General features: G+C 62.6%; 11 protein-coding genes and 3 tRNA genes. 8 read left to right on the plus strand and 6 right to left on the minus strand.

The window, feature by feature from the left end:
* Nucleotides 1-74: 74 nt before the first annotated feature.
* The 7 genes from HUV26_RS07355 (at nt 75) to HUV26_RS16680 (ending at nt 8,233) form a co-directional block, all read left to right on the plus strand.
* Nucleotides 75-1,409 carry a KamA family radical SAM protein gene (locus tag HUV26_RS07355; protein ID WP_243451304.1) on the plus strand — a complete coding sequence of 445 codons (1,335 nt, stop codon included), beginning with the start codon at nt 75-77 and terminating at the stop codon, nt 1,407-1,409.
* The gene (locus tag HUV26_RS07360) at nt 1,400-2,500 is read left to right on the plus strand and encodes a D-alanine--D-alanine ligase family protein (protein WP_174409465.1); all 1,101 of its coding nucleotides are present in this window, start codon (nt 1,400-1,402) and stop codon (nt 2,498-2,500) included. The genes HUV26_RS07355 and HUV26_RS07360 overlap by 10 nt, the downstream gene beginning before the upstream one ends.
* Nucleotides 2,501-2,502: 2 nt before the next feature.
* The gene (locus HUV26_RS07365; protein WP_174409466.1) at nt 2,503-3,639 is read left to right on the plus strand and encodes a D-alanine--D-alanine ligase family protein; all 1,137 of its coding nucleotides are present in this window, start codon (nt 2,503-2,505) and stop codon (nt 3,637-3,639) included.
* Nucleotides 3,640-3,717: 78 nt separating this feature from the next.
* Nucleotides 3,718-4,683, plus strand: a complete 966-nt coding sequence (locus HUV26_RS07370) for a permease (RefSeq protein ID WP_174409467.1) — start codon at nt 3,718-3,720, stop codon at nt 4,681-4,683.
* Nucleotides 4,684-4,687: 4 nt separating this feature from the next.
* Nucleotides 4,688-5,761 (plus strand): TIGR03943 family putative permease subunit, encoded by a 1,074-nt coding sequence (locus tag HUV26_RS07375; RefSeq protein ID WP_174409468.1) that lies wholly within the window; start codon nt 4,688-4,690, stop codon nt 5,759-5,761.
* Between the two features lie 56 nt (nt 5,762-5,817).
* On the plus strand, nt 5,818-6,324 hold the full coding sequence (locus HUV26_RS07380) for a GNAT family N-acetyltransferase (protein ID WP_174409469.1): 507 nt from the start codon (nt 5,818-5,820) through the stop codon (nt 6,322-6,324).
* A gap of 22 nt (nt 6,325-6,346) precedes the next feature.
* Entirely contained in the window at nt 6,347-8,233 is a 1,887-nt protein-coding gene (locus HUV26_RS16680; RefSeq protein ID WP_243451305.1) for a histone deacetylase family protein, read from the plus strand.
* Nucleotides 8,234-8,239: 6 nt separating this feature from the next.
* Here HUV26_RS16680 and HUV26_RS07390 read toward each other — a convergent pair whose 3' ends face one another.
* Genes HUV26_RS07390 through HUV26_RS07400 form a run of 3 tightly spaced genes read right to left on the minus strand, consistent with a single transcriptional unit; the run spans nt 8,240 to nt 10,199 of the window.
* A complete protein-coding gene (locus tag HUV26_RS07390; RefSeq protein WP_174409470.1) occupies nt 8,240-8,473 on the minus strand; it encodes a hypothetical protein in 234 nt (77 codons plus the stop codon).
* 41 nt (nt 8,474-8,514) lie between these two features.
* On the minus strand, nt 8,515-9,789 hold the full coding sequence (locus HUV26_RS07395) for an L-cysteine desulfidase family protein (protein ID WP_373869055.1): 1,275 nt from the start codon (nt 9,787-9,789) through the stop codon (nt 8,515-8,517).
* Between the two features lie 35 nt (nt 9,790-9,824).
* A complete protein-coding gene (locus HUV26_RS07400; protein WP_174409472.1) occupies nt 9,825-10,199 on the minus strand; it encodes a RidA family protein in 375 nt (124 codons plus the stop codon).
* Between the two features lie 176 nt (nt 10,200-10,375).
* Between HUV26_RS07400 and HUV26_RS07405 the strand changes: the two genes are divergently transcribed.
* Nucleotides 10,376-11,563 (plus strand): anaerobic nitric oxide reductase flavorubredoxin, encoded by a 1,188-nt coding sequence (locus tag HUV26_RS07405; protein WP_174409473.1) that lies wholly within the window; start codon nt 10,376-10,378, stop codon nt 11,561-11,563.
* A gap of 120 nt (nt 11,564-11,683) precedes the next feature.
* On the opposite strand, the gene HUV26_RS07410 is transcribed toward HUV26_RS07405, so the two are convergent.
* The 3 genes from HUV26_RS07410 to HUV26_RS07420 all read right to left on the minus strand — a co-directional run bounded on the left by HUV26_RS07410 (nt 11,684) and on the right by HUV26_RS07420 (nt 12,010).
* Nucleotides 11,684-11,760, minus strand: a tRNA-Asp gene (locus HUV26_RS07410).
* A gap of 92 nt (nt 11,761-11,852) precedes the next feature.
* A tRNA-Asp gene (locus HUV26_RS07415) sits at nt 11,853-11,929 on the minus strand.
* A 5-nt stretch (nt 11,930-11,934) separates the two neighbouring features.
* Nucleotides 11,935-12,010: transfer RNA gene (locus HUV26_RS07420), tRNA-Val, on the minus strand.
* Nucleotides 12,011-12,218 lie beyond the last annotated feature (208 nt).

Consider the following 12,218-nt stretch of genomic DNA (forward strand, 5'->3'; position numbering starts at 1 on the left):
TGCCCGCCGCCGCTGCGCATGGCGCGGAACACGGGCCACCCGGCATACATGCGCACAAAATACAGGAGCAACCCGTGACCAGCAGCTTGGCCGAACTCGAACAGCCTCCTCTGGAGCCTCCCTCTCTATTCGGAAACACCGTTTCCGGCACCCTGCATGACCTGTCCATCCCCATCGGCGTCATGCCTCCGCTTGTCCGCGAATCCGCTCCCGCCTTTGCCGTAAGTGAGCGCTCGGAAGCCTTCCGCAGGCGCTTTTATCCCGATACAAATCTGAAGACCTGGTGCGACTGGCACTGGCAGTATGCCAACCGCATCACGTCACTGGACCAGCTTGGCCGCATGCTGCGCCTCTCGCCCGAAGAACTCGCGGCGGGAACGGGTCTTGCCGCATTGCCGCTGGCCATAACGCCCTATTTTGCAGCCCAGTTCAATCCCGATGACCCGGCAGACCCTCTGCGCCGCACCATGGTTCCCACCGTGGCCGAGCGCACCCTGAACCCCGGGGAATCGGCAGACCCCCTCGGCGAAGACGGGCACAGCCCCGTGCCCGGTCTGGTACACCGCTACCCGGACCGCGTGCTCTTTCTCGCCACAGACACCTGCGCCGCCTACTGCCGCTACTGCACCCGTTCGCGCTGCGTGGGCAAGCCCCACACGGCGGGCACGGCAGGTGCCACGCGCAAACGCTGGCCCGCTGCCATCGAATATATCAAAAATCATCCGGAAGTGCGCGATGTGCTCATCTCCGGCGGCGACCCCCTCACCATGTCGGACGCAGCGCTCGACCATCTGCTCTCGCGCCTGCGCAGCATCCCGCATGTGGAAATCATCCGCATAGGCTCCAAAGCGCCCATCGTCATGCCGCAGCGCGTTACCCCCTCGCTGCTGCGCGTGCTGCGCCGGTATCATCCGCTGCTCATGAGCATACACTGCACACACCCGGACGAGCTTACGCCCGAATCCACAGAAGCCCTGCGCCGCCTTGCCGATGCGGGCATACCGCTGGGCAGCCAGACCGTGCTGCTCAAGGGCATAAACGACAACGTCGCAGACATGAAATCGCTGCTCCACGGCCTGCTCAAAAGCCGGGTGCGCCCCTATTACCTGTACCACTGCGACCCCGTGCAGGGCACGGCGCACTTCCGCACGCCCATCTTCAAGGGTGTGGACATCATCCGCGGCCTGCGCGGTCACACCTCCGGCTACGCGGTGCCCACCTATGTGGTCGATGCCCCCGGAGGCGGCGGCAAAATCCCCCTCATGCCCGACTACGTTCAGGGCTATGACGGCGAAGACCTTGTGCTGCGCAACTATGAAGGCGGGCTTTACCGCTCCTACGACCCTGCCGCCCCCGCCGTGTGCGAACCGCACGCGGGCACGGCACAGGGAGGCGAGCCGTGCTGGTAGGCATCACCTACGACCTGAAGGCCGACTACATAGCCATGGGCTTTTCGGAAGAGGACGCGGCAGAGTTCGACAGCCCCGTGACCATTCAGGCCATTGATGACGCGCTCTGCGCCCTCGGCTTCCGCACCGAGCGCGTGGGCGCGCTGCCCATGCTGGCAGGTGCCCTGCTGCAGGGCCGCCGCTGGGACATGGTCTTCAACATCGCAGAGGGCCTTAACGGCTTCGGGCGCGAAAGTCAGGTGCCCGCCCTGCTGGACTACTACGGCATACCCTACGTGTTTTCAGACCCCATGACGCTGGGTGTATGCCTGCACAAGGGTGTGACCAAGCACGTGGTACGCGACAAGGGCGTGCCCACGGCCGATTTTGCCGTGGTGGAAACCGCAGAGGACGCAGCCCATGTGCGCCTGCCCTTCCCCCTGTTCGTCAAGCCCGTGGCAGAAGGCACGGGACTGGGCATAGGGGCCGCCTCCAAGGTGCGCAACCACGAGGAGCTTGCCGCTGCCTGCGCCCGCCTCATCGCCCGCCACAACCAGCCCGTACTGGTGGAAACCTACCTTCCGGGACGCGAGCTTACCGTGGGCATAACCGGCACGGGCAAAAACGCCCGCGCCGTTGCCGCGCTGGAAGTGGTTTTCGCGCAGACGGCAGAATCGCAGGCATACGGTTACGTGAACAAGCAGGAATTCGAAGACCGCATGGAATACCGCCTTGCCCACGATGCGGTGGGTGAGCACGCCTGCCGTGTGGCACTGGAGGCGTGGCGCGCCCTCGGCTGCCGCGATGGCGGCCGCGTGGACGTGCGGCTGGACGCGCAGGGCGTGCCCAACTTCATAGAGGTGAATCCCCTCGCGGGGCTGAATCCCGAAACCTCCGACCTGCCCATCCTGTGCTACAAAACGGGCATGACATACCGGCAGCTCATCCGTGAGATCATGGATTCGGCCCTTGCGCGCAACGGCATAGGCCACGCCATGCCTGCCGACCCCGGCCCCGGCTCGCCGCTGTGGCCCGCAGAGAATACTCCCGTGTCCGGAGCGGTGTGCGGCACGGTGCACGGCGCACAGGCCGCCACCGGCATAGCGGGCTAGCCATGCGCGTTACCGTCATACACAATGCGCTGAACGGGAACAGACCCGATCAGGAAGATACCCTCGTGCAGGCGCACGCCGTGCACGGGGCGCTGGAATCACTGGGCGTGGCATCATCCGTGCTGCCCGTTACCCTGAATCTGGAAGACGCGCGGCGGCAGCTCGCCGCCGCGCGTCCCGATGTGGTCTTCAACCTTGTGGAAGAACTGGCGGACGACATCCGCCTTGCCCCCATGGCCCCCGCACTGCTGGCGCACATGGGCCTGCCCTTTACCGGCTCGGACGCAGCCTCCCTCACCCTTTCGGGCGACAAGGTGCTGTGCAAGCGCGTGCTTGCCGCCGCAGGCGTGCCCAGCCCCGCGTGGATACTGCCCGACGGTACCGGTGACCTTACTGGTGACCTTACTGGCGGCATTAGCGGTGCCGGCAAAGGCATGGGCACCGGCGCGGCAACCGGACCGGGCAGTGCCTTCACCCCCGCCCGTTACATCTGCAAATCCGTGCATGAACACGCCTCGCTGGGGCTGGATGACGACTGCGTGGTACACGCCCGTTCGCCGGAGGAGGTAACCGCACGCCTTGCCCTGTTCACGCGGCGGCACGGCGGACAATGGTTCGCGGAACGGTTCGTGGACGGTCGGGAGTTCAACGTGGCCATGCTGGAGAGCGAAACAGGCGGCGACCCGCAGGTTCTTTCTCCTGCGGAGATGGAATTTTGCGACTTCGGCCCGGACCGTCCAAAGATCGTCGGCTACGCGGCCAAGTGGGACGAATCCGCCTTTGAATACGCCCATACGGTGCGCGCCTTCCCCTTTGCCGGAACGGACGCCGCCCACCCGCAGCACGCCACCCATCCCCTGCACACCGTGTTGCGCGAGGCGGCAACCGCCTGCTGGCATGCCTTCGGCCTTTCCGGGTACGCCCGCGTGGACTTCCGCGTGGATGGCACGGGCACGCCGGGCGATCCCTACGTCCCCTACGCCATAGACGTAAACACCAATCCCTGCATCGCGCCGGACGCAGGCCTTGCCGCCGCCGCTGCCATGGACGGGCTTCCCTACCCGGGCCTTGTGCTGCGCGTGGTGCACGCCGCCCTGCGCAGGCACGCCGGAATTTCGCAGCCGCACACGGCAGCGTGATTCTGCGGCCTCGTATCCGCCAGTCTGCACACCCCGTTGCCGTTTGCCACCCGCACACTTCTGTGAAATAGTGCCGCCATGCTGGAATCCCTCTCCATCTTCGCCACCGCTGCCACCGCCATTTTTATGGAGGCAGCCCCCTTCCTGCTGCTGGGTTCGCTCATCGGCGCACTTCTGGAAGTTTTTGTCCCGCCGGACACCCTTGCCCGCTTCATCCCCCGCAGCGCGGCGGGGCAAGTGTTCACGGGCGTGTTCGCGGGCATGGTGCTCCCCACCTGCGAATGCGGCATTGTGCCCGTGGTACGGCGGCTGCTGCTCAAAGGCGTGCCGCCACGGGTGGCCATTCCGTTCATGATGGCGGCCCCGGTCATCAATCCGGTGGTCATTGCCTCCACCCTGTTCGCCTTTCAGGGCAGTATAGAGGTTGTCTTCCTGCGTTGCCTGTTCGTACTGGTTCCGGCAGTGGGTCTGGGCCTTGCCCTCGGCAACGCGCCCGCCGCGCAGGTGCTGCGGCACGCCCCTGCAACAACTGCAGCACTGCCTGCAGCCATGCCGGGCAGTCACGCGGCGGCAACATTCGCCGCTCCGCATCCCGTGGAACAGGAGCACGCCTGCGGCTGCGGTTGCGGGCACGCCCACGGCGGCAAGCTCACTTCCGTCCTCTTCCATACGGTGGCGGAATTTGTCTCCATGGCCCGTTTTCTGGTGCTGGGCGCGGTGGTGGCTTCCGCCTTCAAGACCTTTCTGCCGCCCGAGGTGCTGGGCTACTTCGCAGACAACGCCTACCTCGCCATCGCGGGCCTTATGCTGCTGGCGGTTCTGCTCTCCATCTGCTCAGAGGCAGACGCCTTTGTTGCCAATTCCTTTGCCAGCTTTCCGCTCACCTCCAAGGTGGCGTTCATGGCCATAGGCCCCATGGTGGACCTCAAGCTCATCCCGCTCTTCCTCATGGTCTTCCAGCGCAGGGTGGCCCTCTGCCTCATCATCGTGCCCACGGTCATCATCTATTTCATGGCTGCGCTCACAGCCGCCATGGGAGGCTAGGCACATGGCAGCGTTCACCCGTTTTCTGGAATCCTGCCTGCTCATCTGGTCCGGTGCGTTCATGCTGGTGCTGGCGCATTCGACCGCGTACTGGCGCTTTCTGAACCCCAAATACGACTGGCTGACCATTGTCGCCGGAACCGCACTTATCCTGCTGGGCTTCGCCAGCCTGTTCCACCGCAGCCGCAGGCCGCGCGCGGACGAGCTGGCGGCACTTATGGTCTTTGCGGCACTGGCGGGCGCGGCCTTTGCCCTGCCCAACCCCTTTTACGACGAACCGCCTGCCACCTTTACAGGTGCGGAGGCACGCGAAGAGATAACGCCCCGCGTCACACTGGGCGGCAGGGAATACGTGCGCATAAACATTGCGGAACTGCTGGCCCACGAGGGGCGCAACACCCTCTCCGCCGGGGGCCGCTACGCCCTGCGGGGCCGCGTGGCGCGTACTCCGGAACTGGATGCGGCGGGATACATTGCCGTAAACCGCCTGCTCATTGCCTGCTGCTTTGCAGATGCCTCCGGCGTGGGCTATCTGGTGCGGGTGGATACCCCGCAGAACTTCACCCCCGGCCAGTGGGTCCGCGTGGCGGGAACGCTCCGCCTGCTGGCAGAAAGCCACGATACGGCGGGTGACAACGGTAGCGACAACGGCAGCAAGGGAGCACGCAGTCTGGCATCGTTTTTCGCGGCAGCGCAAAACCCGCAGGCTGATGGCCAGAGCGGGACCGATGCCGGAACAGGCTTCGAAACAGGCCCCGGAACAGATTCAACAGACAGGGACACAGGAACGGATGACGCTTCCGTGCTGCCGGACAGCCCGCCCGGCAGCCTGCCCGAACCGGCTCCCGGCCTGCCCTCCCCGGCCCCCGGCCAACCCTCCGCTGAAGGACATATTTCCCCCGGCGAGGCCATTCCCGGCCTGCCGCCCACCCCCGGCAAAGCCATCCGGGTGCAGGGCGCACTGTCTGCCATTCTCAGCGATGTATTCATACTCCACGCAGACCATGCGGAGATTGTTCCCGTCCCGGACATCCCCTTCATCTTCGATATCCGCGAACAGGAACCCTACTCCTACTAACCCCGAACACCGGTAATGGCTGTTACCGACCGACAAGACATTACGGACACACCAGCATGGAAAACACACCCACCGCCCCTCTGCCGCAAGTCACCTTCCGCGAGACCGTACGGGAACAGGACGCCGCCGACATACGGCGCATAGTGCAGGACACAGGATTCTTCACCCCCGAAGAGGTGGACGTGGCCGAAGAACTGGTGCGAGAGCACCTCGCCCATGGCGATGCCAGCGGCTACCACTTTATCATGGCAGAACAGCAGGATGAACTGGTGGGCTACGCCTGCTACGGCCCCACCCCGGCAGCGGAGGGCACCTACGACCTGTACTGGATAGCCGTGGACCCCGCGCGGCGGAACATGGGGCTGGGCAAGCAGCTCATCGCCGCCACCGCGCACAAGGTGCGCGCCCGAAACGGCAGGCTGCTTTTTGCGGAAACTTCAGGTATGGAGAAATACGGGTCCACACGGGCATTCTACACACGCACCGGATTCACGGCGGAAGCCGTGCTTAAGGATTTTTACCGCCCCGGCGACGACAAGGTCATCTACCGGCTGGAAGTGTAACCGCCGCTCCACGGGAGTTGTCATGTTCCGCATCCGCCCCATCTACGACACCCGGCTGCCCATAGACCAGCACGCCGTGCGTCATGCACAGGAAATTCTGCGCGAACGGTTCCCCCTGCTTGCAGAGGAAGATGTGGAGCAACTGCCCGCCCAGCTCGCAAACCCCTTCCTCAAACACTACCGCTCCATCCTTTTCGTGGCGGAAGACGGGCGGGCAAATGTGCGCGGCTTCGCGCTGCTGTGCCACTTCCCGGACCTGCATTTCTGTTATCTGGACTTCGTGTCCGTAAGCCACCGTCACGGAGGCGGCGGCATAGGGTCTGCCCTCTATGACCGGGTGCGCGAAGAAGCCCGTGCCCTTGGCGATACGGCCCTGTTCTTTGAATGCCTGCCCGACGACCCCGCCCTGTGCCGCTTCCCGGAAATCCTCAAAGAGAACATAGCCCGGCTGCGCTTCTATGAACGCTACGGCGCGCGCCCCGTCATCGGCACCGCGTATGAAACCCCGCTCAATGAAGGGGACGACTGCCCGCCCTATCTGGTGGCAGACCCTCTGGGCAAGCCCCTGCGCATTTCCCGTGCGCGCATCCGCAAAATCGTCACTGCCATTCTCACCCGCAAGTACAAGGGCACCTGCTCCCCGGAGTACACCCGCATGGTGGTGGAATCGTTCACCGACCCTGTTGTGCGCCTGCGCCCGCCGCGCTATGTGCTGCCCGATGCGTCCCCTTCCTCACTGGCTTCACTGGCAGAATTGCCGGTGTCTCCTGAAGGGCAACAAGCACCCCATACGCCCTCCCCTCGTACCGGGAACGGCCAGCCGCCGCAGTGGCCCGATACAGCGGCAAAGAACGGCCCATATGCCCTGGTGCCCGCCAGAATCAGCAGCGACATGCGCATTGCACTGGTGGTCAACGACAAGCACGATATCCATCATGTGCGCGAACGGGGCTACGTGGAAGCTCCGGTGCGCATTGCAAGCATCCGTAAAGCACTGGAAAAGACCGGACTTTTTGAAGAAGTCCCCGTACGTCATTACGCAGAGAGCCACATCACCGCCGTGCACGACAAGGGCTATGTTTCCTACCTCAAAACCGTGTGCGCCAAGCTGCCGCCGGACAAATCGCTCTACCCCTACGTGTTTCCCATCCGCAACGCCTCGCGGCCGCCGCGCGAACTGCCCGTGCGGGCGGGCTACTACTGCATAGACACCTTCACCCCGCTGAACGCAAACGCATACAAGGCCGCCAAGCGCGCCGTGGACTGCGGGCTGACAGCGGCGGAAACCCTGCTCTCCGGCAGACGCATGGCCTACGCACTGGTGCGCCCGCCCGGTCACCATGCAGAACGCAAATCCTTCGGCGGCTTCTGCTACTTCAACACCGCCGCCGTTGCCGCACAACGTCTCTGCGCTCTGGGCAAGGTTGCCGTGCTGGACATAGACTACCACCACGGCAACGGCACGCAGAATATCTTCTACGCCCGCGACGACGTGCTCACGGTGTCCATCCACGGGCATCCGCGTTTCGCGTATCCCTATTTCAGCGGATTTTCAGAGGAAACCGGCGAAGGAGCGGGAGAGGGCTTTAACCGGAACTTCCCCCTGCTGGAAAAAGTGGAAGGCCACCAGTATGCAAACGTGCTGCTGCGCGCCCTGCAACGCGTGCGCGACTTTTCCCCCACCTTTCTGGTGGTGGGGCTGGGGCTGGACCCAGCCAAGGGGGACCCCACAGGCACGTGGAGCCTTACCGCAAAGGATTTCGCCCACAACGGCAGACTTATAGGCAGACTGGGACTGCACACGCTGGTGGTGCAGGAGGGGGGCTACCGCATCCGCTCACTGGGCGTAAACGCACGCAATTTCTTTATCGGGCTGTACGAGGGCATGAAAGAGGCCGTTCGCCGCTGAGTGCGGCTATTCCGGCGTGCTGCCGTTGCTGCCCAGCATATCACGAATGGCCTGCAGGGTCTGACCGCGTTCCTGCGCCAGCCGCTGCCATTTCTTTTTTTCCTTCTTCATGGCTTCCACGGTGTTCAGCAGGTCGCGGATGGTATGCGCGGGATATCCGTAGGTGGCAAACTGCCCCTTGCGGAGTTCCTCGTCATTGTGCTGCCGTATGGCGTTAAGCTGGCTTGCGTTCAGTATCATGTGCTTCTGCGCTTACGATTATGGAGTGCGGGAGGCAATCATCACCCTTTGGACACCATGATGTCCAGAATCACCTTGTCCGTTTCCGCCATGCCGCTGCTGCCCAGCCGCCCCAGATTGCGGATGCTGGTTTCCAGATCGTCGTCCACAATGCCCTCGCGTCCGCTCACCGTGGTGCCCCTGCGGGCCAGCAGCGCGGCCTGAATGGCTGCCTCCACGGCAGACGCCACCTTCAGGGCGCAGGAATTCTTGGCTCCGTCGCAGATCATGCCCGCAATGTTGCCCACCATGTTTTTCACCGTAAAGCCTATCTCGCGCATGCCGCCGCCCATCAGCATGGCAATGCCGCAACCGGAGCCTGTGGCCGCAAGAATAGCCCCGCACAGCGCGGAAAGACGCCCCAGATGATGCTTGAGATGAATGGCCGTAAGATGGCTCATGATCAGCGCACGGGCCAGAGCTTCTTCATCGCTGCCCAGCCTGCTGGCAAAGGCCACCACGGGCACGGTGGCGGTTATGCCCTGATTACCGCTGCCGGAGTTGCTCATTACCGGCAGCATAATGCCGTCCATGCGGGCATCGGATGCGGCGGCAGCCATCTTGATGGCAAACGACGCCATGTCGTCCGCCCGCAGCCCCTGCCGGATATCTTCGTCCATGGAACGCCCGACGCGCATGCCCCATTCGCGTGACATGCCCTCACCCGCTATGGCCTCGTTCATGCGTGCCGCCTCCAGAATAAAGGCGATTTCCGCAAACGGCGCATACACGGCAAATTCATGGATGCGTTCCATAGTCAGGGGCCATTCCGCATCCCCCGCCGCTTCGCCGGGAAGCGGCGCGCGCAGAACGGTTTCGCCGTTGCGCTCCACCAGCACCACCGCCCCGTGCTCGCGGGCAATAACGCACCGGGCAGTGTGCCCGCCCGCATTCACGGTAACATCTGCAAGCAGCAGCTCATCCGTCTGCGCAATGCCCACGCTCACACGCTTTTCCTCAAGCATGCGTTTACCCGCCGCAATCTGCTCCGGGGTAAGATCGCGCAGCACCTCCAGCACCAATGCCGGATTCCCGCCTGCGGCACCCACGGCAGCGGCAATATCCAGCCCGGTCATGCCCGTGCCGGGCACCCCCACCCCCATGCCGTTCTTCAGCAGGTTGCCGCTCACCAGTACCTGTACGGCATCCGGCTGCCCTTCCAACCGGCGGGCGGCGTGCGCGGCGGCAAGGGCCACGGTCACAGGCTCGGTGCAGCCAAGGGCGGGCACCACCTCGCGCCGCAGCAGGGCTATGTACTCATTCCATTGGGGCTTCATCATGCGTATCCATTCTCCATGGCGGGCAGCTTGGCTCAGCGTTCCGCCACCGCTTCCACTTCCACCAGCGCATCCTTGGGCAGCCGGGCCACCTCAACGCAACTGCGTGCCGGGAAGGGTTCTGCAAAATAGGCGGTGTACACGGCGTTCACGGCGGCAAAATTATTCATGTCGCTCAAAAACACGGTGGTTTTGACCACGCGCCCCATGGATGTTCCGGCCTCTTCCAGCACGGCCTTCAGGTTCTCCAGCGCAAGGCGGGCCTGCTCCTCCACGGTTCCGGGCATCTGCCCCGTGGCGGGGTCTATCCCCAACTGGCCGGAGGTAAACACCAACCCGGTGCTGATCATTCCCTGCGAATACGGGCCTATGGCGGCCGGAGCCTTATCCGTGCGTACGGGTGCAGACATGAAAACCTCCCACTTGTGCAGTTCGCCGGGCAGGCCGATTCCTGCCGTAAGCCGTTCTTCTAGTGCGAAACAGGCAATGCGGCAATCACAAAACGCTGCACGCAAAAAACCGCTTTCCCCCCTCCCCATTGTCTCCGGTATCGTATATGGTATGTCTCAAAATCCGGAGGTACCTGATGAGCTTCAAACTGACAGACAGCGTAACATGGGTCGGCAAGATAGACTGGGAACTGCAAAAATTCCATGGCGAAGAGTATTCCACATTCCGGGGCTCCTCCTACAACTCGTATTTGGTGCGCGATGAAAAGACCGTGCTCATAGACACGGTATACGGACCCTATGCCGGAGAGTTTGTTGAGAATCTTGCAAGGGAAATCGACCTCTCCTCCATAGACTACATCATCGCCAACCATGCGGAGGTGGATCACAGCGGCGCCCTGCCCGAACTTATGCGCCACATCCCGGATGTTCCCATCTACTGCACCCCGCAGGCAGTAAAATCGCTCAAGGGCTACTACCACAAAGACTGGAATTTCCGCACCGTAAAAACCGGCGACACGCTGTCTCTGGGCAAAAAGACCCTCACCTTCATTTCCGCCCCCATGCTCCATTGGCCCGACAGCATGTTCTGCTACATGAACGGCGAAAATATTCTGTTCAGCAACGATGCGTTCGGCCATCACTACGCCTCCAACCTCATGTTCAATGATCTGGTGGATCAGGGCGAGCTTATGCACGAATGCATCAAGTACTACGCGAACATCCTCACCCCTTTCAGCAAACTGGTGGAAAAGAAGATTCAGGAGGTGGTGGGCTTCGGCCTGCCTGTGGACTACATCATGCCCAGCCATGGCCTTATCTGGCGCGACAATCCGTTACAGATAGTGCACAAGTATCTGCAATGGGCTGCCGATTATCAGGAAAATCAGGTCACCATCCTGTACGACACCATGTGGAACAGCACCCGCGACATGGCAGAAGCCATTGCACAAGGCATACGCCGCGCCAAGCCCGATACAACGGTAAAACTGTTCAACGTGGGGCAGCGCGATAAAAACGAGGTGGTCACCGAGGTTTTCAAGGCAAAAATGGTTGTGGCGGGCTCGTCCACCATCAACAAGGGCATCCTTTCCGGCATGGCGGGCGTGCTGGAAATGATCAAGGGGCTGGGCTTCAAAAACAAACTCGGTGCCGCGTTCGGCTCTTACGGATGGTCCGGCGAGAGCGTGGGCATTGTCTCCAAGTGGCTTGAAGAATCGGGCTTTGAGATGGTAGGCAACGGCCAGAAAGCCCTCTGGAAGCCCGACGAAACCGCCCGCAAGGAATGCGAGGCCTTTGGCGCAATGCTGGCAGAAAAGCTCTGATAGGCGACTGCCAAAAACGGCTGGCGCACGTGTCAAAACCTGTTGGCGCGTTACAGCAGATCGGAACAGGAGGCCGCAAATGCAAAAAGCCCTCGCGTTGTGCAAGGGCTTTTGCTTTCATGGCGGAGCGGACGGGACTCGAACCCGCGGCCTCCGGCGTGACAGGCCGGCGTTATAACCGACTTAACTACCGCTCCGCAGAGGCGGCCCGAAAAGGGCCAAAATCGTTGCGACAATGTCGCGTATCATAAAAACGGATGTGCTCTTTCGAACACATCCGATGCTATCGTGGCGGAGCGGACGGGACTCGAACCCGCGGCCTCCGGCGTGACAGGCCGGCGTTATAACCGACTTAACTACCGCTCCGCACGTGGTAGGCGGTACAGGGCTTGAACCTGTGACCCTCGGCTTGTAAGGCCGATGCTCTCCCAACTGAGCTAACCGCCCGTGAAGGAAACACCTTGTAGTGAATCCGTGCCCTGCTGTCAACACCTTTCTTCCGCGCTGCTCTCTATCCATTTCTGCAATAAAGCAGGTGGGTTAAGCCTCAACAATCAGGGAGAGGGCGTTTGTACGCAAGCCGCGCGTCCTTGGCAAGCCTTTTCACGCACTACAGGAAAAATCCGCCCGCAAAAGCCACCCCCTCCTGCCCGAT

The sequence above is a fragment of the Desulfovibrio psychrotolerans genome, assembly GCF_013340305.1.
In the GTDB taxonomy this organism is placed as follows: Bacteria; Desulfobacterota; Desulfovibrionia; order Desulfovibrionales; family Desulfovibrionaceae; genus Halodesulfovibrio; species Halodesulfovibrio psychrotolerans.

What these genes read in the sequence shown, in the direction of transcription:
- HUV26_RS07375 (WP_174409468.1), top strand. Translation starts at nt 4,688, where the DNA reads ATGGCAGCGTTCACCCGTTTTCTGGAATCCTGCCTGCTCATCTGGTCC.
- HUV26_RS07365 (WP_174409466.1), top strand. Translation starts at nt 2,503, where the DNA reads ATGCGCGTTACCGTCATACACAATGCGCTGAACGGGAACAGACCCGAT.
- HUV26_RS07380 (WP_174409469.1), top strand. Translation starts at nt 5,818, where the DNA reads ATGGAAAACACACCCACCGCCCCTCTGCCGCAAGTCACCTTCCGCGAG.
- HUV26_RS07370 (WP_174409467.1), top strand. Translation starts at nt 3,718, where the DNA reads ATGCTGGAATCCCTCTCCATCTTCGCCACCGCTGCCACCGCCATTTTT.
- HUV26_RS07400 (WP_174409472.1), bottom strand. Translation starts at nt 10,199, where the DNA reads ATGTCTGCACCCGTACGCACGGATAAGGCTCCGGCCGCCATAGGCCCG.
- HUV26_RS07390 (WP_174409470.1), bottom strand. Translation starts at nt 8,473, where the DNA reads ATGATACTGAACGCAAGCCAGCTTAACGCCATACGGCAGCACAATGAC.
- HUV26_RS07405 (WP_174409473.1), top strand. Translation starts at nt 10,376, where the DNA reads ATGAGCTTCAAACTGACAGACAGCGTAACATGGGTCGGCAAGATAGAC.
- HUV26_RS16680 (WP_243451305.1), top strand. Translation starts at nt 6,347, where the DNA reads ATGTTCCGCATCCGCCCCATCTACGACACCCGGCTGCCCATAGACCAG.
- HUV26_RS07395 (WP_373869055.1), bottom strand. Translation starts at nt 9,789, where the DNA reads ATGAAGCCCCAATGGAATGAGTACATAGCCCTGCTGCGGCGCGAGGTG.